Source organism: Erwinia magellanica, assembly GCF_039023495.1.
In the GTDB taxonomy this organism is placed as follows: Bacteria; Pseudomonadota; Gammaproteobacteria; order Enterobacterales; family Enterobacteriaceae; genus Erwinia.
Window position 1 is genome coordinate 403,845 of record NZ_JBCHVC010000004.1, and the last position, 25,625, is coordinate 429,469.

The 25,625-nt window shown below is 55.1% G+C and carries 21 protein-coding genes and 2 pseudogenes; 14 read left to right on the plus strand and 9 right to left on the minus strand.

Annotated elements, in window-relative coordinates; translation table 11 throughout:
* Positions 1 to 32 precede the first annotated feature (32 nt).
* From malF to AAH450_RS16355, 4 genes are all read left to right on the plus strand, one after another.
* Positions 33 to 1,592 carry a maltose ABC transporter permease MalF gene (gene malF, locus AAH450_RS16340; RefSeq protein ID WP_342911149.1) on the plus strand — a complete coding sequence of 520 codons (1,560 nt, stop codon included), beginning with the start codon at positions 33 to 35 and terminating at the stop codon, positions 1,590 to 1,592.
* A 9-nt stretch (positions 1,593 to 1,601) separates the two neighbouring features.
* Positions 1,602 to 2,492 (plus strand): maltose ABC transporter permease MalG, encoded by an 891-nt coding sequence (gene malG, locus AAH450_RS16345; RefSeq protein ID WP_342911150.1) that lies wholly within the window; start codon positions 1,602 to 1,604, stop codon positions 2,490 to 2,492.
* Positions 2,493 to 2,709: 217 nt separating this feature from the next.
* On the plus strand, positions 2,710 to 3,186 hold the full coding sequence (locus AAH450_RS16350; RefSeq protein WP_342911151.1) for a DUF2243 domain-containing protein: 477 nt from the start codon (positions 2,710 to 2,712) through the stop codon (positions 3,184 to 3,186).
* Between the two features lie 12 nt (positions 3,187 to 3,198).
* A complete protein-coding gene (locus AAH450_RS16355) occupies positions 3,199 to 4,014 on the plus strand; it encodes a cytochrome c oxidase assembly protein (protein WP_342911152.1) in 816 nt (271 codons plus the stop codon).
* A gap of 81 nt (positions 4,015 to 4,095) precedes the next feature.
* Here AAH450_RS16355 and malQ read toward each other — a convergent pair whose 3' ends face one another.
* Positions 4,096 to 6,183, minus strand: coding sequence for a 4-alpha-glucanotransferase (gene malQ / locus AAH450_RS16360; protein WP_342911153.1), 2,088 nt, complete (start codon positions 6,181 to 6,183; stop codon positions 4,096 to 4,098).
* Between the two features lie 9 nt (positions 6,184 to 6,192).
* Complete coding sequence (gene malP / locus AAH450_RS16365) at positions 6,193 to 8,595, minus strand: maltodextrin phosphorylase (protein ID WP_342911154.1); 2,403 nt, start codon at positions 8,593 to 8,595, stop codon at positions 6,193 to 6,195.
* Positions 8,596 to 8,885: 290 nt separating this feature from the next.
* Here malP and malT point away from each other — a divergent pair, with 290 nt between their 5' ends.
* From malT to AAH450_RS16380, 3 genes are all read left to right on the plus strand, one after another.
* On the plus strand, positions 8,886 to 11,612 hold the full coding sequence (gene malT / locus AAH450_RS16370) for an HTH-type transcriptional regulator MalT (RefSeq protein ID WP_342911155.1): 2,727 nt from the start codon (positions 8,886 to 8,888) through the stop codon (positions 11,610 to 11,612).
* Positions 11,613 to 11,717: 105 nt separating this feature from the next.
* On the plus strand, positions 11,718 to 12,113 hold the full coding sequence (locus AAH450_RS16375; protein ID WP_342911156.1) for a type II toxin-antitoxin system RelE/ParE family toxin: 396 nt from the start codon (positions 11,718 to 11,720) through the stop codon (positions 12,111 to 12,113).
* Complete coding sequence (locus AAH450_RS16380; protein WP_463322737.1) at positions 12,094 to 12,423, plus strand: helix-turn-helix domain-containing protein; 330 nt, start codon at positions 12,094 to 12,096, stop codon at positions 12,421 to 12,423. Before AAH450_RS16375 ends, AAH450_RS16380 begins: the two co-directional genes overlap by 20 nt.
* A gap of 68 nt (positions 12,424 to 12,491) precedes the next feature.
* On the opposite strand, the gene AAH450_RS16385 is transcribed toward AAH450_RS16380, so the two are convergent.
* On the minus strand, positions 12,492 to 13,487 hold the full coding sequence (locus AAH450_RS16385; protein WP_342911157.1) for an acyltransferase: 996 nt from the start codon (positions 13,485 to 13,487) through the stop codon (positions 12,492 to 12,494).
* 684 nt (positions 13,488 to 14,171) lie between these two features.
* On the opposite strand from AAH450_RS16385, the gene glyQ reads away from it, so the two are divergent.
* Both glyQ and glyS read left to right on the plus strand, forming a co-directional pair.
* Entirely contained in the window at positions 14,172 to 15,083 is a 912-nt protein-coding gene (gene glyQ / locus AAH450_RS16390; RefSeq protein ID WP_342911158.1) for a glycine--tRNA ligase subunit alpha, read from the plus strand.
* A gap of 9 nt (positions 15,084 to 15,092) precedes the next feature.
* Positions 15,093 to 17,162: a glycine--tRNA ligase subunit beta gene (glyS, locus tag AAH450_RS16395; protein ID WP_342911159.1), complete on the plus strand. Its 2,070-nt coding sequence runs from the start codon at positions 15,093 to 15,095 to the stop codon at positions 17,160 to 17,162.
* Positions 17,163 to 17,510: 348 nt separating this feature from the next.
* On the opposite strand, the gene AAH450_RS16400 is transcribed toward glyS, so the two are convergent.
* The 4 genes and pseudogenes from AAH450_RS16400 to AAH450_RS16415 form a co-directional block, all read right to left on the minus strand.
* Positions 17,511 to 17,783 carry an arylsulfatase regulator gene (locus AAH450_RS16400; RefSeq protein ID WP_342911160.1) on the minus strand — a complete coding sequence of 91 codons (273 nt, stop codon included), beginning with the start codon at positions 17,781 to 17,783 and terminating at the stop codon, positions 17,511 to 17,513.
* A 56-nt stretch (positions 17,784 to 17,839) separates the two neighbouring features.
* Positions 17,840 to 18,318, minus strand: a pseudogene (locus AAH450_RS16405) (Hcp family type VI secretion system effector).
* 239 nt (positions 18,319 to 18,557) lie between these two features.
* The gene (locus AAH450_RS16410) at positions 18,558 to 19,250 is read right to left on the minus strand and encodes a hypothetical protein (protein ID WP_342911161.1); all 693 of its coding nucleotides are present in this window, start codon (positions 19,248 to 19,250) and stop codon (positions 18,558 to 18,560) included.
* A 39-nt stretch (positions 19,251 to 19,289) separates the two neighbouring features.
* Positions 19,290 to 19,593 (minus strand): annotated as a pseudogene (locus tag AAH450_RS16415) (helix-turn-helix domain-containing protein).
* 149 nt (positions 19,594 to 19,742) lie between these two features.
* Between AAH450_RS16415 and AAH450_RS16420 the strand changes: the two are divergent.
* Positions 19,743 to 20,111, plus strand: a complete 369-nt coding sequence (locus AAH450_RS16420; RefSeq protein WP_463322743.1) for a hypothetical protein — start codon at positions 19,743 to 19,745, stop codon at positions 20,109 to 20,111.
* Positions 20,112 to 20,269: 158 nt separating this feature from the next.
* On the opposite strand, the gene AAH450_RS16425 is transcribed toward AAH450_RS16420, so the two are convergent.
* Both AAH450_RS16425 and AAH450_RS16430 read right to left on the minus strand, forming a co-directional pair.
* Positions 20,270 to 20,563 carry an HTH-type transcriptional regulator gene (locus AAH450_RS16425; protein ID WP_318789030.1) on the minus strand — a complete coding sequence of 98 codons (294 nt, stop codon included), beginning with the start codon at positions 20,561 to 20,563 and terminating at the stop codon, positions 20,270 to 20,272.
* A 191-nt stretch (positions 20,564 to 20,754) separates the two neighbouring features.
* The gene (locus tag AAH450_RS16430) at positions 20,755 to 21,006 is read right to left on the minus strand and encodes a hypothetical protein (protein WP_342911162.1); all 252 of its coding nucleotides are present in this window, start codon (positions 21,004 to 21,006) and stop codon (positions 20,755 to 20,757) included.
* A gap of 297 nt (positions 21,007 to 21,303) precedes the next feature.
* Here AAH450_RS16430 and AAH450_RS16435 point away from each other — a divergent pair, with 297 nt between their 5' ends.
* From AAH450_RS16435 to AAH450_RS16450, 4 genes are read left to right on the plus strand one after another with little or no spacing between them, the layout of a single operon-like run.
* Positions 21,304 to 22,023 carry a FadR/GntR family transcriptional regulator gene (locus tag AAH450_RS16435; RefSeq protein ID WP_342911163.1) on the plus strand — a complete coding sequence of 240 codons (720 nt, stop codon included), beginning with the start codon at positions 21,304 to 21,306 and terminating at the stop codon, positions 22,021 to 22,023.
* The gene (locus AAH450_RS16440) at positions 22,020 to 23,024 is read left to right on the plus strand and encodes an ABC transporter ATP-binding protein (RefSeq protein WP_342911164.1); all 1,005 of its coding nucleotides are present in this window, start codon (positions 22,020 to 22,022) and stop codon (positions 23,022 to 23,024) included. The genes AAH450_RS16435 and AAH450_RS16440 overlap by 4 nt, the downstream gene beginning before the upstream one ends.
* On the plus strand, positions 23,021 to 24,112 hold the full coding sequence (locus AAH450_RS16445) for an ABC transporter ATP-binding protein (RefSeq protein ID WP_342911165.1): 1,092 nt from the start codon (positions 23,021 to 23,023) through the stop codon (positions 24,110 to 24,112). Before AAH450_RS16440 ends, AAH450_RS16445 begins: the two co-directional genes overlap by 4 nt.
* A complete protein-coding gene (locus AAH450_RS16450; protein WP_342911166.1) occupies positions 24,109 to 25,623 on the plus strand; it encodes an ABC transporter substrate-binding protein in 1,515 nt (504 codons plus the stop codon). The genes AAH450_RS16445 and AAH450_RS16450 overlap by 4 nt, the downstream gene beginning before the upstream one ends.
* Positions 25,624 to 25,625 lie beyond the last annotated feature (2 nt).

Below are 25,625 nucleotides of genomic sequence, written 5' to 3' on the forward strand. Positions count from 1 at the left end.
GCGGCTGCATCGTGCCAAAAAGGATTGTTGCTATGTCCGTAGCTCAGACCAGCCTGCCTGCCAGAAAACAAGGGCGTTCCCTGCTCGCCTGGTCTCTTATCGGCCTGTGTGCTCTGGTGGCTGGTTATTTAATTGTGTTGATGTACGCGCAGGGCGAATACCTGTTTGCCATCCTGACGCTGATCCTCTCCAGTCTCGGCCTGTTTATCTATGGTAATCGCCGGGCCTATTCCTGGCGTTACGTTTATCCCGGCCTCGCCGGTATGGCGCTGTTTGTGCTGTTCCCGCTGGTCTGTACCATTGCCATCGCCTTCACTAACTACAGCAGCGTTCATCAGCTGAGTTTTGAGCGCGCCCAGAGCGTGCTGATGGAGAGACAATTCCGCGCCGACAAAGCGTGGAACTTTGCGCTCTACCCCGCTGGCAAAGAGTGGCAGCTGGCGCTGACTTCGCCCGAGAGTAGTGAGGTGCTGGTCTCCAAACCCTTTACCTTAAATCCCGCCGCTCCGCAGACGCTGGAAATGGCACCACAAACCGCACCGGAAACGGCCAAAGCCGGGCTGCGGATCATTACGCAAAATCGCCAGGCGCTTGGTCAGCTTTCAGCAAAACTCGCAGACGGCACCGCGTTACGGATGAGCTCGCTGCGGCAGTTTTCCGGCACCCAGCCACTTTATAAACTGGGCGATGACGGCAGGCTCCTGACCAACAGCCAGAACGGGAAAGTCTACAGCCCCAACATGGACAGCGGGTTTTATCAGTCCATTGATGCGCATGGCGCATGGGAAACGGAAACGCTCAGTCCGGGCTTTACGGTAGGCATCGGCTGGAAAAACTTCCTGCGCGTATTTCAGGATGAGGGGATCCAAAAACCTTTCCTGGCAATATTTGTCTGGACGGTGGTGTTTTCGCTGCTCACGGTACTGCTTACCACGGCAGTTGGCATGGTGCTGGCCTGTGTTGTGCAGTGGGATGAGCTGAAGGGCAAAGCTGCCTATCGCCTGCTGCTGATCCTGCCTTATGCCGTACCCGCTTTTATCTCAATACTGATTTTCAAAGGGTTATTTAACCAGAGCTTTGGTGAAATCAACCTGATGCTGGGCGCCTTGTTCGGGATTAAACCCGCCTGGTTCAGCGACCCGCTGACGGCCAGAACCATGCTGGTGATCGTCAATACCTGGCTTGGCTATCCCTATATGATGATTTTGTGTATGGGCCTGCTGAAAGCTATCCCGGAGGATCTGTATGAGGCTTCCGCAATGGATGGCGCCACGCCGATACAGAATTTCTTCCGCATCACGCTGCCGCTGCTGATTAAGCCGCTGACGCCGCTGATGATCGCCAGCTTTGCCTTTAATTTTAATAACTTTGTGTTAATTCAGCTGCTGACCAACGGCGGCCCTGACCGACTGGGCACCACCACGCCCGCCGGGCATACCGACCTGCTGGTCAGCTATACCTGGCGCATCGCCTTTGAGGGCGGCGGCGGGCAGGACTTTGGTCTGGCTGCCGCCATCGCCACGCTGATTTTCCTGCTGGTTGGCGCGCTGGCGGTAATCAACCTTAAAGCCTCACGAATGAAATTTGATTAAGGAAGCGTTATGGCGATGGTTAAACCAAAATCCCAGCGCGTCAGGCTGCTGGTGACTCATCTGTTATTGCTGAGTTTTATTGCACTGATCCTGTTCCCGCTGCTGATGGTGTTTGCCATCTCGCTGCGGCCAGGTAACTTCGCCACCGGCAGTTTGATCCCGGAGACGGTCTCCTGGGATCACTGGAAGCTGGCGCTGGGTATCAGCGTCACCAACAGTGACGGCAGCCTTACGCCGCCGCCCTTCCCGGTGATGCTCTGGCTGTGGAACTCCGTCAAGATTGCGGTGATCACCGCCATTGGCATTGTTGCGCTCTCCACCACCTGCGCTTATGCCTTTGCCCGTATGAAGTTTCGCGGGAAAAGTTCGTTGCTGAAGGGCATGCTGATTTTCCAGATGTTCCCGGCGGTGCTGTCGCTGGTGGCGCTCTATGCGCTGTTTGACCGGCTGGGGATGTACATTCCGTTCCTGGGCCTGAACACCCACGGCGGCGTCATTTTTGCCTATATGGGCGGCATCGCGCTGCATGTCTGGACGATCAAAGGCTACTTCGAAACCATTGATAATTCGCTGGAGGAGGCAGCGGCGCTGGATGGCGCCTCGCCGTGGCAGGCGTTCCGGCTGGTGCTGCTGCCGCTCTCCGTGCCGATTCTGGCCGTGGTGTTTATTCTGTCGTTTATTGCAGCGATTACCGAAGTGCCGGTGGCCTCACTGCTGCTGCGGGATGTGAACAGCTACACGCTGGCGGTGGGAATGCAGCAATACCTTAATCCGCAGAACTATCTGTGGGGAGACTTTGCCGCAGCGGCCATCCTCTCTGCTATTCCCATTACCGCCGTCTTCCTGATAGCGCAACGCTGGCTGGTGGGAGGACTCACCGCCGGAGGCGTGAAGGGCTAAATTTTTTACCTGTAATAGGGTTATTACAGTCAGTCCTGTGTCCTGGGTGGCCTTACGGCCACCCTTTTTTTATGGTTGTGCTTCTGAGACAGGGCTGATTTTTACGCCCGGCACAGGGTTCAGGATAATTGCTTTCGCTATCGCCATGAAGCTCACGCTTGTTTTAGCTACGCTTATAGAGCGATCAACCCTAATGTCATTTTCAAAGGAGACATCTGTGCCCTCTTCTGAACCTGTGCTCAAGCCCGATCTGCGACGCACGCTGCTTGCCACCTTTCCGCTGGGTGTGGGCATGATGGCGGCTGTCGATGAAATCGTGTTTCACCAGATGCTCGCCTGGCACCATTTTTTTGACTGGTCCACGCCCGCATTCGGCCTCTTCTCTGACGGCTTACTGCACTCGGGGGAACTGATATTTTTTGTGCTGGGCTTTTTCATGTTTATTGACCTGCGTGCCCGGCGCGCGCTTGATCGGTCCCGCGCCTGGGCTGGGTTCTTTTTTGGCATGGGCAGCTTTCAACTCTTTGACGGGATTATCGATCACAAACTGCTCGGCCTGCACCAGATCCGCTACGTTGAAAACCTTTTACCCTACGATTTAGCCTGGAATGGTTTTGGTCTCCTGTTGCTGTTGGCGGGATTCCTGTTTTATCGTCGTTCGGGGGTTTCTGTGCGGCATAGTACGGGGAGTTAGGTGATGGAGCACATGTCACAGCATAGCGGTATGGAAGGGCAAACCGTGCTGTTTGTTCTGTTAGCTATCCTGCCTGCGGTGCTGCTCTGCCTCTATCTGGCTGCTGCTTTCAGACTGCGCAAAACCGCCGGATGGCGTCTCTGGCGCATTGCCAGCTTCACTCTCGGCACAGCACTTATTATTACCGCTGTCCTGCCGCCCGTAGCTCACTGGGCGCATCAGGATCTGCGTGGTCATATGGGTCAGCATCTGTTGCTGGGCATGTTTGGGCCGCTTGGGCTGGTGTTGGGTGCCCCCGGCACGCTGTTGCTGCGTAGCCTGCCCGCTTCTGCGGCACGCCGTATTATGCACTTCCTTAAAACGCCGCCGGTTCGGTTTCTGATCCATCCGGTTACCGCTGCGGTGCTCGACATTGGTGGGATGTACCTTCTCTACCTGACGCCGCTTTATCTCCTGACCATGACGCATCCCGCCCTGTTTGTATTTATTCACCTGCATTTTGTGATTTCAGGTTATCTGTTTACCTGGTCAATCGCCGGCCCCGATCCTGCGCCACGCCGTCCTGGCAGAGCTTTGCGGCTTACGGTGCTTTTTCTGGCAACCGCAGCACACGGTATTCTCGGTAAACTGATGTATGGTTACGGCTATCCGCTGGGTACTTCAGCCAGCCTCAGCGAGATCCAGGCCGCAGCACAATGGATGTATTACGGGGGCGATCTGGCCGAACTGCTGCTGATAATTGCCTTCTTTGCGATGTGGTTCAGACAGCGCAGCACCTTACCGGATCTCTTCGCAGAAAAGCCCGGATCGATTATTTCTCAGAAATGAGTGGAGAGAGGAAAATTGCTGCCCGGGATCAGGGGCAGCATTCAGCCGCAAATTATCGGGAATAGTTTGAACGCACCCTCTCTACCTGACGGAAACCTTTCTGCGCCGCTTATCGAGATCCTTAATCAACGCGTTCACTTCCGGGTCGGCAAACATCGCTTCCAGCGTATGGGTGAGCTTGCGGCGCCAGTTGGGATATTCGCTGCTGGTACCCGGCACGTTCACCGGCGTCTGCATATCCAGCCAGTCCTCCGGTTGCAGCCCCAGCAGCGCGCTGGCGCTGTCGGCTACGTAACGCTGCAAGCCACGACGGATCACCGGTGACAGCGGCGTTAAGGCTGCCCGCCTGCCGGTTTTCTTCGGCACGCAACCGTAGTGATGCAGCCCATCCAGCAGGCTCTGCCTTGCCGTGGCCCGGTCGGCATACAGCGCTTTGAGTACCGTTTCATCCCGGTAAAGTCCCAGCGTTTTCCCCAGCGTTAAATCATCCCCCTGCCAGTAGCTGCGCAGCGTGGGCAGATCGTGCGTGGTCAGGGTGGCCATCGCCTGTACCGGGTAAGACTGCGGCGCACGGAAGCTCTTTTCCGCGTCACGCTCAAAATAGAGCACCTTGTAGGAATAGATGCCGCCTTCACGCAGTTTGCTGACGATTTCAACCGGAACGGTACCCAGATCTTCACCAATTACCATGCAGCGGTGCCGCTGGCTTTCCAGTGCCAGAATGGCCAGCAGGTCATCAACCGGATACTGAACGTAAGCGCCCCTGTCCGCCGTCCCTCCCGCCGGGATCCACCACAAACGCAGCAGCGCCATCACATGATCGATACGCAACGCGCCGCAGTGGATCATGTTCGATCGCAGCAGATCGATAAAGGGTTGATAGCCGCGACTGACCATCGCCCAGGGATCCATTGGCCGTAAATCCCAGTTCTGCCCCTGAGGGCCTAGAATATCGGGCGGCGCGCCCACCGAGGCTTTCAGGCAGTAAAGCTCGCCATCGCCCCAGGTTTCCGCCCCGCCTTCCACTACGCCAACGGCTAAGTCGCGATAGAGGCCAATCGGCATCGCCTGCTGCTGGCTGAGCTGATAGCAGTTCGCCAGCTGCGTTTCAGCCAGCCATTGCAACCAGAGATAAAATTCCACCTCCGGCGCCTGCTGCTCGCAAAAGGCGCGAACCGCTGGCCCGCGTGCGTTGCGCCAGGCTTCCGGCCAGTTGTTCCACCCCTCGGCCGTACCGCTTTGTCGGGCAAGATGGGCGTATAACGCATCATAAGCTGCCTGTAGCCACAGACTTTCCCCGCCCTGCTTCACAAAACGGTCAAAGGCCTGGCGGCAAGCTTCCCTGGGTTTACGCGCCAGGAAATGCGGGTAAGCCAGCCGCAGCGCCTGTAATTTCAGCGCCATGACCTGTTTGTAATCAACCCAGTCAGAAGCCCGCGCAGACTGTAGCGCCTGTTGCGTTTCCTGCGCGACCCACCACTGCTGCGCGGCCTCGCTCAGAGAGAAGTCTTCAACCGCAGCGACATCGATATAAATTACGTTCAGCCAGCGGCGGGAGGAGGGGCTGTAAGGGCTGGCCGCCTCGGGATCGCCGGGAAAAAGCGCATGGATCGGGTTCAGGCCGACAAAAGCGCCACCGCGTGAGGCAATATTCTCCACTAACAGCGCCAGATCGCCGAAATCGCCAATCCCCCAGTTGCGCGCCGACCGTAACGTATAAAGCTGGACGCAGGTGCCCCACAGCTTTTTCCCCGCCAGCAGCGGCTCTGGTTCAAAGCAACGCTTGGGGGCGATAATCACCCTGCATTCCCAGCTTTGGTTTCCCTGAGAAAGGGTCAGCCGGTGGTAGCCACAGGGAACCGGCTCAGGCAGCGCCAGCGTCATTCGGCCTTTGACCTTGCCCTGCTGCGTGCTGCCATTTTCCTGAGTGAAAAGCCAGCCGTAATCCCCTTCTCCGCTGACGGCAAGCGCAAAACGGCTGCCTTCCGTAAAGACCTTCACCGTGGGAACGGGGCTGACCAGCGTACGGCGCGCGTCGCTCCACCCCATCGCCTGTAGCAGATCGCGCTTGGTTTCAGCCGCTATCGCCTGCGGCTTGCCGTGCGCGTTGATAAAACCAGAGGCGATGCCCGCCTCCATGGCCGCCTGCTCAAGTGCATTATTTTCCATATATTCCCCTCAGCGCTTCGCCTGCCAGATCCGCTGTTGATAGTCACGAATTGACCGATCGGAGCTGAACATACCTACCCTTGCCGTATTCAGTATGGCGCTGCGCGTCCACTGCGTGGCATCACGGTACAGCGCCTCAACTCTTTGCTGGGCGGCGCAGTAATCTGCAAAGTCAGCCAGCACCAGGTAGGGATCGCCACCTTTAAGCAGGCTTTCCAGCAGCGGTGCAAAGGCGTGCTTATCCCCGTCGCTGAAGAAGCCGTTCTCCAGCTCTTTCAGCAGGCTGTGCAGATGCTTATCTTTTTTTCGCAGCTTAAGCGGATCGTAACCCTTGCTCAGCAACGCTTTTACCTGGTCGACGGTATGACCAAAGATAAAGATATGCTCACTGCCTACCTCTTCCGCTATCTCGACGTTCGCCCCATCCAGCGTGCCGACGGTAAGCGCACCATTCAGCGCCAGCTTCATATTACCGGTGCCGGAAGCCTCTTTACCTGCGGTGGAGATTTGTTCTGACACGTCCGCGGCGGGGATCATCAGCTCCGCTACCGAGACGCGGTAGTCGGGGATAAACACCACTTTCAGGCGGTCGCCCACCAGCGGATCGTTATTGATTTTCTCCGCCACTTTGTTGATGGCGTGAATAATATTCTTTGCCAGGTAATAGCCCGGCGCAGCTTTTGCTCCGAACAGGAAGACGCGCGGAACCGTTTCTTTCTCCGGGTTATCGCGGATCTGGCGATAGAGCGAGAGAATATGCAGCAGGTTGAGGTGCTGACGTTTGTACTCGTGAAGGCGTTTGATCTGCACATCGAAAATCGCCTCCGGATCCAGCGTAATCCCCATATGGTGCTGAACCCAGCTCACCAGCTTCAGCTTGTTCTCCCGCTTGATCTGCTGATAACGCTGCTGAAAATCGCCATCGTCAGCAAAGGCTTCCAGCCCTTTAAGCGCGTTAAGGTCGGTTACCCAGCCGCTGTCCAGCTTGCTGTCAATCAGCGCAGAGAGCGCAGGATTACACTGTTTCAGCCAGCGACGCGGCGTGATGCCGTTGGTGACGTTATGGAATTTTTGCGGCCACAGCTGGTGATATTCCGGGAAGAGATCTTTCACCACCAGTTCAGAGTGCAGGGCCGCAACCCCGTTCACCGCAAAGCCGCTGACCACGCAGAGGTTAGCCATGCGAACCTGTTTGTTATGGTGTACGGCCAGTTTTCCCCAGACCGCCTTGTCGCCCGGCCAGCGCTGTTCAACCAGCTTTTTAAAACGGGCGTTGATCTGCTTAATCAGCGAGAAATGACGCGGCAGCAGGCTGCGTACCAGCTTCTCATCCCAGCACTCCAGCGCTTCCGGCATCAGCGTGTGGTTGGTGTAGGCAAAGGTCTGGCTGACTATCGCCCAGGCGGCGTCCCACGTCAGCTGGTGCTCATCCAGCAGGATGCGCAGTAACTCAGGGATCGCGATGGTCGGGTGGGTATCGTTAAGCTGGATAACCTCAAAGCGAGGTAAATCCTCAATCTTTCGTCCCAGGAAGTGGTGGCGACGTAAAATATCCGCCACGGAACAGGCGCACTGGAAATATTGCTGCATCAGGCGCAGACGTTTTCCCGCCTGGTGATGGTCGTTGGGATAGAGCACTTTGGTGAGTTTGGCGGCCTCAATGCCCTGCCGTTCCGCTTTCAGGAACTCGCCGTCATTAAACAGCGCTAAATCAAAAGGCTGAAGCGCCCCCGCCTGCCACAGACGCAACGGCTGCGTGACGCCATTCTGATAGCCAATTACCGGCAGATCCCAGGCTTCACCCTGGATTGAAAAGGCGGGTTGCCACTGCTCGCGGCCATCATCATGCCTGATCAACTCCCCGCCAAAGCTCACTTCCACCGTTAAGGCGCTGTTGTGGCTGAACCAGGGATAACTTTCGCGATGCCAGTTATCGGGCGCTTCCTGCTGCTCGCCGTCACGGAAAGACTGGCGGAACAGCCCGTACTGATAGTTCAGCCCGTAGCCGGTAGCGGGCTGGCCAACGGTAGCCATAGAGTCCAGGAAACAGGCGGCGAGTCTGCCCAGCCCGCCGTTACCTAACGCGGGGTCAACCTCCTGCTCCAGCACATCAGCCAGCTCTACGCCCTGCTGCTTCAGCACCGCTTTCACCTCTTCAGCCCAGCCAAGATTGATCAGGTTACTGGCGGTCAGGCGACCAATCAGAAACTCCATTGAAAGGTAATTAACGTGGCGCTGTGACAAGGGTGCCGCCGGAGGGGCTGGCTGCGCATTCAGCTGTTCGGAAAGCGCCGCGCTGGTCGCCTGCCACCACTGATGTGGCGTCATTTCCTGTGCCTGGTGCAATCCAAAGCCCTGCCACTGACGGGTCAGCGCGGCCAGAAACAGCGATTTATTAAACTGAACCTGCATCACTTTTCCTTACTCTCCATAAATTTCTTCCATGCTGCATGTTGAGCAGGGGCGCAACATCCTCCCGTAAGAAATTAGAGAGGGAGGAGAAATGGGGCGTAGCTTGTGCAGAAAGGCACACGCGGAAACTCCGATTTTTAAAAATGTGATGAAGTGCGACTAAATGAAACAAAAATTTCAATCCTGCTTGCAATCAACACCTTGAAGGCAGACCTTAAGGAAAACTGATTAATTACGCACAGTAAAATAAAGATATCCCCCCTCTGGCCTACGTCATAAGAAACGAAACTATGCTGATCCCTTCGAAACTGAGCCGCCCTGTGCGGTTGCAAAATACGGTGGTGCGCGAGCGTTTGCTGACGAGACTTTCCGCTGCGCAAAATTACCGGCTGACGCTGGTAACCAGCCCGGCTGGCTACGGCAAAACCACGCTGATGGCGCACTGGGCCTCCGGCAAAAATTATCTGGGTTGGTACTCGCTCGATGAGAGCGACAATCAGCCCGAGCGCTTTGTCAGCTATCTGATTGCGGCAGTGCAGCACGCCACCGGCGGTCACTGCGTCAAGAGCGAAGCCTTGAGTCAGAAGCATCAATACGCCAGCCTCTCCGCTCTGTTTGCGCAGCTGTTTGTCGAGCTGTCGGACTGGCACCAACCGCTGATGCTGGTGATAGATGACTACCACCTGATCACCAATGCCGCGATTGACGAAGGCATGCGGTTTTTTCTGCGGCACCAGCCTGAAAATGTCTCGCTGCTGATCCTCTCAAGAACGCTGCCTTCGCTGGGCATTGCCAACCTGCGCGTGCGCGACCAGCTGCTGGAACTCAACTCTAGCCAGCTGGCCTTTACGCACAGCGAGACGCAGCAGTTTTTTGATTTCCGCCTGAGTGAGCCTATCGACCAGGCTGACAGCCACCGGCTTTGTGACGAGGTGGCGGGCTGGGCGACTGCCCTGCAACTGATTGCCCTCTCTGCCCGGCAGTCCACCACGCCAGCGCAGCAGTCAACGCAACAATCTGCCCGTAAGCTGGCCGGAGTAAATGCCAGTCATCTCTCCCACTATCTGGTGGAAGAGGTGCTCGACAGGGTGGATGGCCCGACCCGTGAGTTTCTGCTGCGCTGCTCGCTGTTACGCTCGATGAACGACTCGCTGATAGTGCGCCTGATGGGCGGTGAAAACGGCCAGCAGCGGCTGGAGTCGCTGGAGAGTCAGGGGTTATTTATTCATCGCATGGATGACACCGGCGAATGGTTCAACTTCCATCCGTTGTTTGCCTCTTTCCTGCGTCAGCGCTGCCAGTGGGAACGGGCCAGCGAGCTGCCCGCCATTCACCGTGCCGCCGCTGAGGGCTGGCTGGCGCAGGGCTTCCCGGCTGAGGCTATTCATCATGCCTTAGGTGCCAAAGATACCGATATGCTGCGCGATATTATGTTGCAGCACGCCTGGGCGCTGTTTAACCAGAGCGAGCTGGCGCTGCTTGAAGAGTGCCTGAATGCGCTGCCCTACGATCAGATGATCCTCAACCCTAAGCTGGTCCTGTTACAGGCGTGGCTGGCGCAAAGTCAGCATCGCTATGCGGAAGTGGAGGCTCTGCTCTCGCGCGCTCAGGCGGAGATGCAGCTGCGGGATATCTCGATGGCACAGGATCTCGCCGCCGAGTTTGATGCGCTGCGCGCGCAGGTAGCGATTAACGATGGCCGCCAGGAAGAGGCGGAACGGCTGGCGCTGGAAGCCCTGCGCTTTTTACCGCATGACAGCTACTACAGCCGTATTGTGGCGACGTCGGTCACGGGAGAGATCCAGCACTGTAAAGGCGATCTGGCGCGCGCGCTGCCGCTGATGCAGCAGACAGAGCAGATCGCCAGGCGTTATCAGGTTTATCACTATGCGCTCTGGGCACTGTTGCAGCAGAGCGAGATCCTGATAGCCCAGGGCTTTTTGCAGGCGGCTTATGAGATGCAGGATCGCGGCTTTGAACTGGTGCGGGAACAGCATCTGGAACAGCTGCCGATGCATGAGTTCCTGCTGCGTTTACGCGCTCAGGTTCTCTGGTCCTGGTCCCGTCTTGATGATGCCGAGGCCGCTGCCCGTCAGGGCCTGGCTGTGCTGACTAATTTCCAGCCCCAGCAGCAGTTACAGTGCCTGGCGATGCTGGCGAAATGCTCGCTGGCTCGCGGTCAGCTTGATAATGCTCACCACTATCTGCAACGTTGCGAAGGGCTGTTAAAAACCGGCCAGTATCACATCGACTGGCTGACAAATACCGATAAAACCCGGGTGATTTACTGGCAGATTACCGGGAATAAAGCAGCCGCGCGCCAGTGGATGCAGCAGGCGCGCAAACCGGGCGTGGCAGATAATCATTTCCAGCAGGGGCAGTGGCGCACCATTGCCCGTGCGCAGATATTATTAGAACAGTTTAACGAAGCGGAAGTGGTGCTGGATGAACTTAACAGTAATGCCCGCCAGCTCCGCCTGCTCAGCGATCTCAACCGTAACCTGCTGCTGAGCAATCTGGTTTACTGGCATACCGGCAGGAAAAGCGAGGCGCAGCAGGTACTGATAGAGGCGCTGGGGCTGGCGAACCGCACGGGCTTTATCAGTCATTTTGTGATTGAAGGGGAGATGATGGCGCAACAGTTAAGGCAGCTGTTACAGCTGAATCTGTTACCAGAGCTTGAACAGCGCCGGGCGCAGCAGATCCTTCGCGAGCTGAATCAGCACCACCGGCATAAGTTTGCCCATTTCGACGAGGGGTTTGTCACGAAATTGCTGACGCATCCGCAGGTGCCGGAACTGATCCGCACCAGCCCGCTAACCCAGCGCGAATGGCAGGTTCTGGGGCTGATCTATTCAGGCTACAGCAATGAACAGATTGCTGAAGAGCTGGCGGTAGCGGCCACCACCATCAAGACGCATATCCGTAATCTCTATCAGAAGATGGGCATTGCGCACCGTCAGGATGCCGTTCAGCAGGCGCATCACCTGCTTGCTGTTATGGGGTACGGTGCTTAAAGTTTTTAACGACACGCTGGCAGAAATCCCCCTTACTACTGGTGTTGAAAACTACCGTAATAAATACTACAGTAATCATTGCGGGTTAATGATGAGGCTAATGGAATGGCTATTTATGTCACACGGAAAGTAGATCGTGTTTTCAGCAAATCAGATCTCCACGATGACGATCTGTGTCTCGCGGCGACTGAGGTTATGGCAGGTCAGTACGAGGCAAATCTCGGTGGCGGGGTAATAAAAAAACGTCTTCCCCTCCAGGCAGGAAAAAGCGGCGGAGCCCGTACAATTATTTTTTTCAAAACGGGTAAGCATCTCTTTTTTGCTGATGCCTGGAAAAAGAGTTCCGCTTCCGGCACAAAAAGAGAAATAGAAGATGATGAACTGGCTACCTATAAGGATTTGGCGAAAGAGTTCTTTCGCTACGATCCCACTCTGTTGCTTCACCTGATATCGAATAAATTTCTCAGAGAGGTTATCTGTAATGGTGGCAAATCTGCTTGAACTCCAGCAAATGGCTCAGGAGTTAAACGAGCTCGGTGCAATGCCTGCTGAAACGCTGCAACGCATTAATGCTCGGGTCAGGGTACGTGAATGGCGCGAGCGCATCGGAGAGGTTCAGGTAATGAACGGTGAGCAAATCAAAGCGATGCGTAATCGTTATGGTATGTCGCAGTCTGCACTGGCTTATACCCTGAGTATGTCGGTAGAAAGCGTCTCAAAATGGGAGCGTGACCAGATCCGTCCAAGCGGACCTGCCCTGAGATTGCTGAATATTATCGATGCCAGAGGTCCGGAAGTTTTTACCCGTTAGCTCCCTGATGCAAAAAAGCCCTTAACAGGGCTTTTTTGCTATTCAACGGTTTATCAGGCTTAACCCAGTCAGCTCACCAGATGTGTCTTATCCAGCCGCCGTAATCCCATCGCCAGCAGCAGGCTGCCAAATAGCGTAACCGTAAACACCAACGGAATATCGATAAACGGATGGTCAGTGTTATCCAGATGATGCGTGCGGATAAAATGGATAAACAGCGCGTGAAAACCGTAAATGGGCAGGGAGTTGCGCGAAATCAGCGCGAAAAAGGGCAACGGGCGCTGATTCAGGCAGTTCTTGAACAGGATCAGCAGGCTGACCGCCGCGATAAACACCACCGGGCCGCAGTAAAGATACCAGGTATCGGCAAAAGCGCCGTTGATCGCCAGCTGCTTTTTTGTCCCCATCGCAATGCCTGCCACGCTGGCAATAAACACGATGCCTGCCACCCAACTGACCCCGCGTTTGCTGGTGTCCATCATGCCTGTCGCCCGCCCAAACAGTGCATAAAGCAGGTAATAGATGCTGTCCCCGCTGAGATAAAGGTTCAGCGGCAGCCAGTGGAAAGGCCCTATGGATTGATCAACGGTGTTGGGATTAGCCAGCACCGCCAGCACCAGCGTGACGGCCGCCAGATAGCCTGCCCGCACAGCCTTGACCTCAATAAGCGGTGAAAGCAGATAAACGGGAATAATCGCGAAGAAAAACCACAAATGATAGAACACCGGTTTTTGTAACAGATGTCTGACTGAAATCATTTCATTGATGGGCGTCAGCAGGGTGATATAGGCCAGAGAAACCGCACTGTAAAAGGCCAGGCAAAGCACAATGCGCAGGAAATGCCGCCCCTGGGCGCTCCGTTCGCCATAAAACAGATAACCCGAGATCATAAAGAAAAGCGGTACACAGACGCGTGAGGCGGAATTCAGCAGATTAGAGACATCCCAGGTATGCTCGCCCACTGCCGTGCTGTTAGTCACATACCAGGTGGTGGTGTGGATCATGATGACCATCAGGCAGGCCACAGCACGTAAATTATCAATCCAGCCGATCTTTTCCTTCATTTCACCCTCATCACCCTACTTCAATGCGTACCAGAGGGTAGACGGAGCGAGAATGTTCAACAAGCCTGCAACATGAAAAAGGCCGCCCGCAGGCAGCCCTGAAATCATTATCCGGCAGCGGCATCAAGCCAGGGATCACTCCCGCACCAGAAACTTTGCAATAATTTCTTCACGCGGCTCCACGCCCAGGCCCGGCCCGTCGGGCAGCAGGCAAAGCTTTCTTCAACCCGCACCGGATTTTTCGCCAGCGAACGGCTGATTACACCAGGTTTAACGCCTTACCCCATCACCAGACAGCAGCCACCTGCGGGAGTCAGCCGACAGAATAGTGCACACAGCGCGCGCGATGTGGCGAGTGGCAGGCACTTCGGGTCAGTTTTGCTTTTCTGGCAGCGCAGCAGTGAACGATCATCATCGTCTGTGAGAAATCCTTATCATCGGCTTAAAAAACAGATCCGGATGGTTAAACCGCGCTAAAAGGGGCCGTGCGGAATCTGTACGGTGTAGCGATGGCCGGCGTTTAATGCCGTCCGGAGAGAAAATAAAGGGGAGAAGTTGAGATTATGGCGCAACGGGCTTTCCCCATTCCCTCCATTGTCAGCGACTGCGGGCTGACTATCTGCCGGTCAAAGGGTATACTGACGCCCACTTTTTATTACCACTTGTCTCGCGTGCGGACCCAACATGCAAAAGTTTGATACCAAAACCTTTCAGGGACTGATCCTGACCTTACAGGATTACTGGGGCAGCCTGGGCTGCACCATCGTGCAACCACTGGACATGGAAGTGGGTGCAGGGACTTCTCACCCTATGACCTGCCTGCGTGCCTTAGGGCCAGAGCCGATGGCGGTTGCCTATGTGCAGCCATCACGCCGCCCTACCGATGGCCGCTATGGCGAGAACCCTAACCGCCTACAGCACTACTATCAGTTCCAGGTGGCGATTAAGCCCTCGCCTGAGAACATTCAGGAGCTGTATCTCGGCTCCCTGAAGGCGCTGGGGCTGGATCCCACCATTCATGATATCCGCTTTGTAGAAGACAACTGGGAAAACCCGACGCTGGGGGCCTGGGGTCTGGGCTGGGAAGTGTGGCTGAACGGCATGGAAGTGACGCAGTTTACCTACTTCCAGCAGGTTGGCGGCCTGGAGTGTAAGCCGGTTACCGGCGAAATCACCTATGGCCTGGAGCGTCTGGCAATGTATATCCAGGGCGTGGACAGCGTCTACGACCTGATCTGGAGCAACGGCGCGCTGGGTAAAACGACCTATGGCGACGTGTTCCATCAGAATGAAGTGGAGCAATCCACCTATAACTTCGAACACGCCGATGTCGACTTCCTCTTCTCCTGCTTCGAGCACTATGAGAAAGAGGCGCAGAGCCTGCTGGCGCTGGAAACACCATTGCCGCTGCCAGCCTACGAACGCATTCTGAAAGCGGGCCACACGTTTAACCTGCTGGATGCGCGTAAAGCGATCTCCGTTACCGAGCGTCAGCGCTATATTCTGCGCATTCGCACCCTGACCAAAGCCGTGGCTGAAGCCTACTATGCGTCGCGTGAGGCGCTGGGCTTCCCGATGTGCAATAACAAGAAATAAGAGGCCGCCATGACTGAAAAAACTTTTCTGGTGGAGCTTGGCACTGAAGAGCTGCCACCAAAAGCACTGCGTAATTTAGCTGAATCTTTTGCTGCCAGCTTTACTGCCGAACTGGATGCCGCAGGCCTGACGCACGGCGAAGTGAGCTGGTTTGCTTCTCCCCGCCGCCTGGCGCTGAAAGTGGCTGCCCTGAGCGCCGCCCAGCCCGACCGCGAAGTTGAAAAACGTGGCCCGGCGATTGCCGCTGCGTTTGATGCTAACGGCGTGCCGACCAAAGCTGCCGAAGGCTGGGCGCGCGGTTGCGGTATCACCGTCGATCAGGCTGAACGCCTGAGTACTGACAAAGGCGAATGGCTGCTCTACCGTGCGCAGATGAAGGGTGAAAGCGCACAGTCGCTGCTGCCGGCAATGGTCAGCACCGCCCTCTCTAAGCTGCCGATCCCCAAACTGATGCGCTGGGGCGATTCCGACGTGCAGTTTGTGCGTCCGGTGCATACGCTGACGCTGCTGCTGGGTGAAGAGAGCCTGGACGCCACTATCCTGGGCGTCACTTCTGGCCGCACCATCCGTGGTCATCGCTTTATGGGCGAAGCGGAGATCAGCCTTGATAGCGCCGACCAGTATCCACAGATCCTGCTGGAACGTGGCAAGGTGCAGGCTGACTACGAAGCGCGTAAAGCACAGATCAAAGCGGATGCCGAAGCGGCAGCGCGCGAAATTGGCGGCGTTGCCGACCTCAGCGACAGCCTGCTGGAAGAGGTCACCTCGCTGGTGGAGTGGCCGGTGGTGCTGACGGCGAAATTTGAAGAGAAATTCCTGGCGGTACCGGCGGAAGCGCTGGTCTACACCATGAAAGGCGACCAGAAATACTTCCCGGTCTATGACCCGGCGGGCAAGCTGCTACCGAACTTCATTTTTGTCACCAACATCGAGTCAAAAGATCCGCAGCAGATTATTTCCGGTAACGAGAAAGTGGTTCGCCCACGTCTGGCTGATGCTGAGTTCTTCTTTAACTCAGATCGCAAAAGGCGCCTGGAAGATAACCTGCCACGCCTCGAAACCGTGCTGTTCCAGAAAGAGCTGGGCACGCTGCGTGATAAAACTGACCGTATTCAGGCGCTGGCGGGCTGGATTGCCGGGCAAACCGGCGCGGACGTTAACCACGCCACGCGCGCTGGCCTGCTCTCCAAGTGCGATCTGATGACCAACATGGTGTTCGAATTCACCGATACCCAGGGCGTGATGGGTATGCACTATGCCCGCCACGACGGCGAGGCGGAAGATGTTGCCGTTGCGCTGAACGAACAGTATCAGCCACGCTTTGCGGGTGACGATCTGCCCTCTAATCCGGTGGCCTGTGCGCTGGCTATCGCTGATAAGATGGATACGCTGGTCGGCATTTTCGGCATTGGACAGCATCCAAAAGGCGACAAGGACCCGTTCGCACTACGCCGCGCTGCTCTGGGCGCTTTGCGCATCATCGTCGAGAAAAACCTGCCGCTGGATCTGCAAACGCTGACCGAAGAAGCGGTGCGCCTCTATGGCAGCAAGCTGAGCAACGCTAAAGTAGTGGATGAGGTGATCGACTTTATGCTGGGACGTTTCCGTACCTGGTATCAGGAAGAGGGCCACAGCGTGGATACCATTCAGGCGGTGCTGGCGCGTCGTCCAACCCGTCCGGCAGACTTCAACGCGCGTATGAAAGCCGTGTCGCACTTCCGCTCGCTGGAAGAGGCTGCCGCCCTGGCTGCCGCCAACAAGCGTGTCTCTAATATTCTGGCTAAGGCTACCGAGCCGCTGAACGACAGCGTGCAGGCCTCCCTGCTGAAAGAGAATGAAGAGATCCAGCTGGCGACCTACGTTTCCGCACTGAGCAGCAAACTTCAGCCTTACTTCGCGGAAGGCCGCTATCAGGACGCCCTGATTGAGCTGGCCCAGCTGCGTAGTGCGGTGGATAACTTCTTTGAGAAGGTGATGGTAAATGCCGAAGAGCGAGAAGTGCGGATCAACCGCCTGACGCTGCTGGCTAAACTGCGTGAGCTGTTCCTGCAAGTAGCGGATATTTCGCTGTTGCAGTAAGAGCCGTTACCGGGGTGACAGTCTTTGCCCCGGCAATCAGCAACTGAAGGAAATGGCCAGCCTCGTCGGGCTTTTTTCGATGAAGTCATGCTTTCCGGTCAGATAAAGGGTGGGGTTATTCCCGCCCTTTTCCTCTCTGTACACCTTACAATCAGTGTAAATCAGCCGCCTTTCCACTGGCTGGTGAGGCAGTAAACAACCCCACTTTCGCTGCCAGCATGCTCGCCAGTTTTACCGCCATATGGCCCCGCCCCAGAGCGGGCACACACCCGCGCGATACTGTCCGGGTGATATATTACTTCTGTAGGGTTCTACGCCGGAACCGCCGAAATTTCCGGTTCGTTGTTTTTAGTGAGCTTTCGGCACCTCAATGACTTCATCAGCAATGCCCTGAGCCAGCCTTTCCATCCATTTTGCAAAGCGAAAATATCCAGGGTATTGCAGGCAAATGTAGTCCATCTGGACTTTTGAAGCGCTGTCCATCACCTGTTTAAAGGCGTCCATATAGTCATAACAGCCCTGCAATAACTGAGCATCACCATTTTCTGTCAGGGGAAACCGACAGGCATAATCATGAACTATCTTCGCCAGCTGTCGTTGTTCAGCAGTTAAGTCGACCATTTTCTCTCCTCGTTAATGCCAGAGTAGATATTTGCCTCCTCTGATGCTCTTAGTTATCAGGCACAGCAACGATCGTTCCATGAATCACGATAGATGATATTTCCTTCCGTATATTTCCAGGCGATCGCCTCATAACGCAATTCGAGCGTTTCAAGGTGAGTGCTACTCATACCGTTAAGAGCCAGATATGGCGCAACTGTTGTGAACTTGACGTTTTCCAGAATGATATTGAAATATTCGGCCTCGATGCCTGATTCCAGAATACGGTACATCTTGATTGTCGCCTTTTTCATGGTTCGGCCTTCGCAGACAGCGCGGTACAGGAGTGGTGTTGTCTGATCAAATTCTTTCACTATCGTGAACGGCTATGAACGCGCGTTCCTGTAAGTTTGCCCCAGTTGGGATCTACTGGAATGGTTACACCATGCGAGAATGATTTTAATTCGATGGAACCCAAACGCAGGGGCATTAAACAACTGCCAACGATCGGCGAGCCGTTTTCATCTTCAAGCCATAAATGAGCGGGAGCAGACATATAATTTCCTTATCATTGATGATTTAAATAACTGTGATATTAACGCTATCACCATTTACAGTAACGCGTGAAAATAACAATCATAATTATGGCGAATACGCCTGTAGGCCAGACAGGGCTGTCAGGGAAAAAATACCCCTGGAGCAATGCGAAAATAATCGTAAGGATTACAGGCCCGTACAGCGATGATAAAAACCTGAGCTGCCACAGTAGAAATTTCTTTAGTGATCGAATCATGGTTATCTGATCATCCGGTTGATGATATTTGCTATACCGGAATCAGACGACCATTGTGCTTCAAGTGCGCCCGCGCGCTCGAATAACGGTTCAATCAGGAAATACATCATTTCCAGTTGTTGCATGTAAAGTGCAGAGTAATAAGCTGGATATTGGACGTATAAACGACGAGCACTATCCGCCGCTTTCTGAACCAGGCCATACGTGGCCACAACTCCCGCAGCCGTAACCGCTGCACGTCCCGTAAGGGCACTGAGTTGCATACTTAGATTCAATCCAATACGGACGCTGGTAGCGACCGCCAAAGCGTACCCCGCACCTGTCAGGGTGCTGGCTGCGATATGAACATTCACGGCCATAAGCGCTTTTTTAATATGCTCTAATTGGGCATTAGTTTTGTATTTTAATATTTCTTCAAAGTAGACCCGAAGCATTTCAAAGACAACGTCACCATGCTGAATAATGCGAATAACAGCATTCCTGAAGCGCAGATCCTCCGTCTTTTTCTGCTGGCAAACATCATTATATTCATCGGTAAAACAGGACGTGTAATACAGCAGGCGGGTAGCACCCTTTCCAAAGGTTTCAACTTGATTTGTAACCTGCTGAGCGACAGCAGAAACTGCATGATCGAGCTTTAATGCGAGAATCCTGTTAGCTTGTAGGTAACTGATGACTTCATTGTTGTTGTACATAACCGCTCCATGCTAATTTTCATTAAATCCATTTTTTCATTATTTCCCTCGGGAAAGTGTCCGGTAAACAGTTAGTCGGGAAACGGAAAATAATTCAGCAAAATCACTGATTGAATACTCACCTCTTCCAGGCATCCTACAAAATTTTTTTTGCTGTTTATCTGAAAGCTTCGGCTGTTTCCCCCTTAGTTTCACTTTTGCCCTGGCGATTTGAGCCGGTCAGCCCCCTATCGGTATAAATCCGATCCGGGGAAACGCCAGGGCTGATAAAGGCTTCTTGTTGTGCGGCCAGATCCTGGCGGTCAGTTGAATATCGGGCATAGCCAATCTGTATTTCAGTCATAAAAGTGTACGTTTGAGGGGCCATGAAAGAAATTGATACCGTACCAATTATATAAGATAACGTCAGCAGTGATTTTTACTGAGATGCAAAATTTTATTTTCACTGTCCGTTGAACGATCCTCTAACGGAGATGATTAATCGGAGTCAGGATGACAACGCGTGGCAAAGTGACAGGCAAAAGTGAACGACTGGCGGTTTTAAATAGTGCCGGGCAGGAGGCACTGTATGGTCTCCCTGATTTCGATGATGGACAGCGGCTGGGGCGTTCTGATGAGAGGCTTGATGACGCCACCATTGCTGAACTGGACAAGCTGATTGAACGTGATGATACCCTTTCCCGGCTCGCGATCCTCAGGCGGATGCGCGTGACGTTGGCTGGTGCCAGATGCTCCACGAACGGAAAAAGCGGGACATCCTGGATGTCGCTGCACCATAAAGCCTGCGATATTTTGCCTGCACTGAATTTTCGCAGAAAAAGCTGCTGTACTACGTCAGTCTGGCAAATTTTTATATCGTAACCTGAAGCAGGAGAGCGTATTGCGCAGGGTGTATTACAGACTCTGGCTCGCTATCAACGAAATAAGCTGGCGGAAGAAGAAGCGAAGGGAATGTAGTGAAAAGCTCTCTTTCTGGCAGCCAGAAACACAAAACCCGCCAGAGGGCGGGTTTTTCTTTACTACCCCAGCAGCTGTCTGCTGAGGCAAGGATTAAATTGTATCAACTGCATCAGTTTCTGAGCACTGCGCGAAGGTTTCGTGCGCTTGGCTTCCCAACTTTTCACCGAAGAAACGCTGACGCCCAATGCCAGGGCAAATTCATCAATTTCCATGCCGGTAATTTCCCTGATGCGTTTTGGTTCGGGCACAGTGACTTCACCCTTTAATGCAGGAGCGGCTTGGATAACTTCACGCGTTAATACAATATGTTCCAGACTCGACAACAATTCGCCCATCGGATCTTTCAATTCCATAAGGCTCTCCTCATAAAAATCACAAATGTGAACGGCCAGAGGGTAAGAACCTGAGTCTCAGGTTCAGAATATTGGCGACGACAGCCGCTGGGTTGCTCAGAGAGAGTGCTCAGAGAGACAGCGCAGGGAAACGCCAGGTTCTAAGTATTAGATCAAATCATGCGATTTGCGTCATATTTTTTGACTATTTTTCACACTTGCTTTTTATCCAGGGCCACCTTTAACCAGAGTAATTTTTTCCCCACCGGTGCCTGCTTTTCAGACAATCGAGACAGGCCGCCATTGGTATCGCTTACACCTTTCACTTTAGTTATTTTTATCTGTTCAAATTTTATAATCAGCTTACTTTTCATCGCGCATTTTTCAGAAATTTCCTGGTGCCTTCGCCGGGCAAAAAAATCGGTTAACGGCTCATACAGGCCGATGGCAGTTTTACTCTGCAAGAGGATCGGTTATCTGCTTTACCCAGGTATCATATTGGTGCACTCAGAGTGATCCTTTGCACCAAAAATGAGCAGAGCAGCGGCCTGCACAATCGTCCTCCCCGTTTCGCTCTTTCTTTTAAACCACCGATAATTCAAATAATTAGCGAGACCCTGCTCACAAAATACTGAACCAATTAAATATTGGTTCAGTTCTTGCCTACTGTAATAAACAGGTCATCACGTTTCTCCCGCTTGCTGGCAAGGCTCGTTAGCGGAAGCGCTCCCTTAAACGATGAATAAATAAGCGAACCAATTATGGGTGACACGCCAGAAACTGCCATCAACTCCAGCTCCGCGCTGGAAAAGCTGCGCCAGCTGATCCAGCAGCAGGAGCTACAGCCGGAGCTGCCTCTGCCCACCGAACGTGAGCTGGCGGAACGGTTTAGCGTTGGCCGCCGGGAAATCCGTCGGGCGCTGGACGTGCTGGAAGAAGAGGGCCGGATCTGGCGTAAGCAGGGCAAGGGCACCTTTGTTGGCCCAGCCGCGCCGGTACAGCCTCTGGTTTTGCAGGACCTTCCACAGCGGTCAAACCTGTTGGAAGTGATGGAAGCGCGCATTCAGCTGGAACCGGGGCTGGCGCGTCTGGCTGCGCTGCGCGCCAGCAATGAACAGATAGCTCTGTTAAAGCGTCTGCTGGAGCGCATGCAAAGTATCTCTCTGGATGATGGCGATCAGCACGAGCTGTGGGACAGCGCCTTCCATCGCGCTATTGCCGAAGCCGCCGGAAACCGCCTGATGCTGGGGCTGTTTGATGCCGTTGATGCCGTACGCCGTGAACCGAGCTGGCAACATCTGCGGGTGCTGGCCAGAACCCAGGAGCGGCTGAACAATTATGACGACCATCACCAACGCCTGGTGCAGCATATTGCCGCCCGCCAGCCGCTTGAGGCAGCAGCAGCCATGCGAGAACACCTGTTGGTGCTACAGCAGGCCCTGATTGAAGCTATCAGCTGCGGCGAAGAGGAGCATCCATGACCGCTGAACACTCTCACCCGGTGCTGGCTCTCAGCCAGCTGAACGTGCAGTTTGCCGGATCGCCAGTCAGCGTACTGGACAACATTTCCCTACAGGTTCATGCCGGAGAAACCCTGGCGCTGGTGGGCGAATCTGGCTGCGGAAAAAGCATTACCTCGCTGGCTCTGATGGGGCTGCTGCCCGCCAGCGCTCAGGTAAAGCAGGGTGAAATAGCCTTTCTGGAAAAAGATCTGTTGAGGCTCAGCCCTCGTGACTATGCCGATATCCGTGGCAACGAACTGGCGATGATTTTTCAGGAGCCGATGACCTCGCTGAATCCCGCCTTTACGCTGGGCGATCAGCTCAGTGAGGCGGTGATGCGCCATCGCGATGTCAGCCGTCGTGAAGCGATGCAGGTGGCGCTGCAAATTCTTGAAAAGGTGCAGATCCCGGCGCCTGAAATGCGGCTGAAAGCGTATCCCCACCAGCTCTCCGGCGGCATGCGTCAGCGCGTAATGATAGCGATGGCGCTGATCAACCGGCCGAAATTACTTATTGCCGATGAGCCGACAACCGCGCTTGACGTGACCATCCAGGCACAAATTCTCTCCTTGCTGAACACCCTGAAAGCGGAGACCGGCACCGCCGTGCTGATGATCACCCACGACCTGGGCGTGGTGGCGGAAGTGGCACAGCGCGTGGCGGTAATGTACGCCGGTCAGGTGGTGGAAACTGGCGATGTGGCAGAAATTTTTAACGATCCGCAGCACCCTTACACCATCGGCCTGATGGGATCGATTCCCAGCCTGGGCGCGCGCAGCGCCACCCTTGCCACTATTCCCGGTACCGTACCGCTGCCAGAACAGATGCCTGCGGGTTGCCGCTTTGCCACCCGCTGCCCCTTTGCCGAAACTCGCTGTCATCAGCATAAACCTGCGTTACAAGCCTTTGGCGATCTTCATCAGGTGGCCTGTTTTCGTGCCCCGCTGGAACAGCATATCGCGTTGGGAGAAATTGCATGAGCACCCCGATTCTGGAATGTACCGACCTGAGCAAAAACTTTGCCGGACCAACCCGCCTGTTTAAACGTACCCCGCAGGTTACCGCCGTTGACCGCATCTCGTTACAGGTGATGCCAGGCGAAACGCTGGCGATTGTGGGTGAGTCAGGTTCCGGAAAATCCACGCTGGGCCGCCTGCTGTTGCGCCTGCTTTCGCCTTCACAGGGAGCCGTTTTCTATCAGGGCGAAGAGATCACCAAAGCCAGCGGCGCCCGGCTTAATCAGCTGCGCCGGGAACTGCAAATTATCTTTCAGGACCCGTTTGCCTCACTGAATCCCAGGATGAACGTGGAGAGCATCGTTGGCGAGCCGATCTGGCTGCATGAAGCGCTTAACAGACGGCAACGTCAGGAAAAAGTGGCCGATCTGCTGCAAACCGTCGGGCTGCCTGCTGCCTGGTCCCGCCGCTATCCCCATGAATTTTCCGGCGGGCAGCGCCAGCGTATTGGCATTGCCCGCGCACTGGCGTCCGGGCCAAAACTGCTGCTGGGCGATGAGCCGGTTTCCGCGCTGGATGTCTCGGTGCAGGCGCAGGTGGTAAACCTGCTGGAGAGCCTGAAACAGCAGTTTGGGCTGACGATGATTATCGTGGCGCACGGCCTGGCGGTAATCCGCCATATGAGTGACCGCGTGGCGGTGATGTACCTCGGGCAGATTGTGGAGCTGGCTACCGTGGAGGAGATTTTCGATGCTCCGCTCCACCCCTATACCCAGGCGCTGATCGCCTCTGCTCCGCAGATGCAGCCTGGCGCAGAGCGTCAGATCCCGATGCTACAAGGCGATCTGCCCGATCCCGCCTCGCCCCCTTCCGGCTGCCGTTTTCATACCCGTTGCCCGCATGTCACGGAGGAGTGCCGCCGCATTGAACCCATCAACCAGATTTTACCGGGCGGCCGTCAGGTGGCCTGTCATCGCTGGCAGGAACTTAACCGCGACCGCAGCGTGATAACCATTGCTCCCCCCTCTTCCGCTTTTATGCAGCGCCGTGCGCTGTTTGAACAGGCGGTAAAACAACATGCAATAACCCCCTCTGGAGAAGTGACGCGATGAAAGTACGCCACACGTTGTTGACCGCCCTGGGCGGCCTGATGTTGATCGGCAGCCTGCATGCGCAGGCTGAAAGCACGCTGCGTATAGGCCTGGGCGCAGACCCGGATATGCTCGACCCGCATCTGGCGCGCACTTATTACGGCCGCTTTGTCTTTGCAGCCATGTGCGATCGTCTGGTCGATGTGGATGAACACCTGAAGGTGATCCCTGGCCTGGCAACAGACTGGAAATGGAGTGAGGATGGCAAAACGCTGACCATGAATCTCCGCCAGGGCGTGACCTTCCAGGATGGCGAGAAGTTTGATGCTGAAGCGGTGAAATTTAATATTGAACGCGCCCTGACGCTGCCCGGCTCGCTGCGCAAAAGTGAACTTTCCTCTGTGGAGTCGGTTGAAGTCGCTTCGCCTTCACAGGTGATCTTCCACCTGAAAAATGCTGATGCCGCCCTGCTGAGTCAGCTGACTGACCGCGCAGGCGCGATGCTGGCACCCAAAGCGGCGGCGAAACCCGATTTTGCCACCCATCCGGTCTGCTCCGGCCCCTATCAGTTTGCAAGCCGCGTGCAGCAGGATCGCATCATCCTGAAACGCTTCGATAATTACTGGAATAAGTCAGCCTATCACTTCGATAAAGTGGTTTTCCTGCCCATTCCTGATGCCTCGGTACGTCTGGCAAACCTGCGTTCCGGCGATCTCGACCTGACCGAGGGCATCGCCGCCAGCGACGTAAAAACCGTTGAGGCCGACAGCAAACTGAGCCTCGCCAAAGTCACTGGCCTGGGTTATCAGGGCATTACCTTCAACATCGCCAACGGCAAAGTCGACCCGAACAACCCATTTGTGAAAGATGCCCGCGTGCGGGAAGCGTTCTCGCTGGCTATCGACCGCGATGCGCTGAATCAGGTGGCGTTCGAAGGGGTATACACGCCCTCTAATCAGGCGCTCTCGCCGGTCTCTCCCTACCACGTCAAGCTGCCGATAGCGGCTCGTGACGTGGAGAAGGCCAAAGCTCTGCTGGCCGCGGCTGGCGTGAAAACGCCCCTGGACGTCACCCTGTTAGTCACCAACAACCCCACCTCACAGCAGGTTGGTCAGGTGATTCAGGCGATGGTGAGCGAAGCCGGATTTAATCTGAAGCTACAGATGAGTGAATTTGCTTCCCTGCTGGATCGTCAGCAGCGCGGCGAGTTCCAGCTCAGCCTCTCTGGCTGGTCTGGACGTCCCGATCCTGACGGCAGCATCTTCTCGTTTATCAACAGCAAGGGCACCCTGAACGACGGGCGTTACAGCAACCCTCAGGTCGATGCCTGGCTAACCGAAGCGCGTCAGACCAACGATCAGGCCACGCGCCAGGCGCTGTATGACAAAGTGGTGAAGCAGCTGCAAACCGATATGCCGATTGCATACCTCTACTTTGAGCCGCGCATCTTTGGCCTGAACAAAAAAGTGCAGGGCTTTAAAGCCTGGCCGGACGGGCTGGTACGCCTGGCTGGCGTGAAAATGGCCCCCTGAGC